Here is a 1964-nt window from a genome sequence, read left to right as displayed (position 1 = left end):
TGATTCGCAGGTGGTCAGGCTCAGGCCAGTTGAAGGCAGTGCCCTGGACCAGCAGTACTTTTTCCTGGAGGAGGAAATCCAGTACCAGCTGTTCATCATCATGGATCTTGTGATGTTCAGGGTCGAGTTTGGGGAATAGGTAGAGGGCTCCTTTGGGCTTGGTACAGCTGACGCCCGGTATCTGGTCCAGCATTTCCCATGCCCGGTTACGCTGCTCAAGCAGTCTGCCGCCAGGCAGTACCAGATCATTAATACTCTGGTAACCACCCAATGCTGTCTGGATGGCGTGTTGCGCAGGTACATTGGCACAGAGACGCATTGAGGCCAGCATTTCCAGACCTTCCAGGTAGCTTCTGGCATTGTGCTTCGGGCCGGAAACCACCAGCCAGCCAGCCCGGAAGCCGGCAACCCGGTAAGATTTGGACAGGCCGTTAAAACTGATACAAAGCACGTCGTCTGCCAGAGCGGCCAGGGCCGTGTGCTGAACTCCGTCGTAGAGGATTTTATCGTATATTTCATCAGCGAATATGATCAGATCGTGTTCTCTGGCCAGTTGAACAATCTCTTTCAAAATGTCGCCTGGATAAACAGCACCGGTTGGGTTATTTGGATTAATAACCACAATACCCCGGGTTTTGGCGGTGATTTTACTGCGGATGTCGTCAATATCCGGACACCAGTCCGACTGCTCATCCTTGCGGTAATGAACGGCACGCCCACCGGACAGATGCACAGCGGCGGTCCACAGGGGGTAGTCCGGAGCCGGGATCAGCATCTCATCGCCATTGTTCAGCAATGCCTGCATGGTCATTACCACCAGCTCACTGACCCCGTTACCGATAATAATGTCTTCAACACTAACAGGAGGGAAGTTCCTCTGTTGACAGTACTGCATAATGGCCTTGCGGGCTGAAAACAGGCCTTTGGAATCACAGTAACCCTGGGACAGCGGCAAATTACGAATCACGTCCTGAGTGATTTCATCGGGGGCATCAAAGCCAAACGCTGCGGGATTGCCCGTGTTCAATTTAATAACACGGTGTCCTTCTTCTTCCAGCCGTTTGGCTTCACGAAGAACGGGGCCGCGAATGTCGTAACAGACATTATCGAGTTTGGTGGATTTTTCAATATCCTTCATGGATGCCTTACCGATGGTTTCAGGTTCTTTGAGTCTTGCTGCTCTTGCACAATGGCAGTATGAATTGATCTGCCAAGGGTTGCACTAGTGTAGATAGTTTTTATCCGGGCGGTTATCCTTATCGGCGCGAGACGGGTCAGGAAAGTTTCTTTTAGCTGATGAAAGCGAAATAAAAGGGCAGTATAAATGACAGCAAAAAAGTCAGATGAACAGTGGCGTGAAGTGCTTACCGATGAGCAGTACTATGTGTGCCGTGAAAAGGGGACTGAGCGACCTTTTACCGGCGAATATAACTTCTTTGAGAAAGATGGTGTTTTTCACTGTGTCTGCTGCCAGCAAAAACTGTTTGACTCATCGGTAAAATTTGATGCGGGATGTGGTTGGCCAAGTTTCTATAAGACCATCGACAGTGATGCGATAACCATGCAGGAAGACAATAGCCTTGGCATGGAGCGCACTGAAGTCCTTTGTTCTAATTGTGGTGCTCACCTGGGACACGTATTTCCGGATGGGCCGGAACCTACCGGTTTGCGATACTGTATAAACTCGGTGGCGATGAAGTTTAAAGGCCGTTGAGACCCCATCAAAACCCGACCATCCCCTGAAAGCAGAAAAACACCCCTCTCGCCGTTGGGTTCTGGCAAGGCTTTTTCTTCTGGTTTAAGACTACACGGCTTTGCTTCTTCAGCTCACACCTTATTCTGTGTTGGATGGCAGCCAGGAGGCTGTCCGAGAATAGCGCCCATTAAGAAGTAGTTAACCAAATGAAAACATATTTTCTGACTAAGTGATCAGTCACTCTCGGCAACTGCTCCTGCATCCATGC

Annotated in this window: 2 protein-coding genes; one reads left to right on the top strand and one right to left on the bottom strand. The window is 50.1% G+C overall.

All coding sequences use genetic code 11. The features are described 5' to 3' along the window. Positions 1-1138 (bottom strand): pyridoxal phosphate-dependent aminotransferase (locus KDK15_RS05810; RefSeq protein WP_257294421.1); only part of this gene is annotated, 1138 nt, incomplete at its 3' end. A gap of 186 nt (positions 1139-1324) precedes the next feature. On the opposite strand from KDK15_RS05810, the gene msrB reads away from it, so the two are divergent. After that, complete coding sequence (msrB, locus tag KDK15_RS05805; RefSeq protein ID WP_257294420.1) at positions 1325-1714, top strand: peptide-methionine (R)-S-oxide reductase MsrB; 390 nt, start codon at positions 1325-1327, stop codon at positions 1712-1714. Positions 1715-1964 lie beyond the last annotated feature (250 nt).

The sequence above is a fragment of the Endozoicomonas sp. YOMI1 genome, from assembly GCF_024606345.1.
Taxonomy (GTDB): domain Bacteria; phylum Pseudomonadota; class Gammaproteobacteria; order Pseudomonadales; family Endozoicomonadaceae; genus Endozoicomonas.
The sequence above is the reverse complement of the archived record's forward strand: the minus strand, read 5'-3'. Positions and strand labels throughout refer to the sequence as shown.

Bases quoted from the DNA above. Each gene is read 5' to 3' on its own strand.
- msrB (WP_257294420.1), top strand. From the start codon at position 1,325: ATGACAGCAAAAAAGTCAGATGAACAGTGGCGTGAAGTGCTTACCGAT.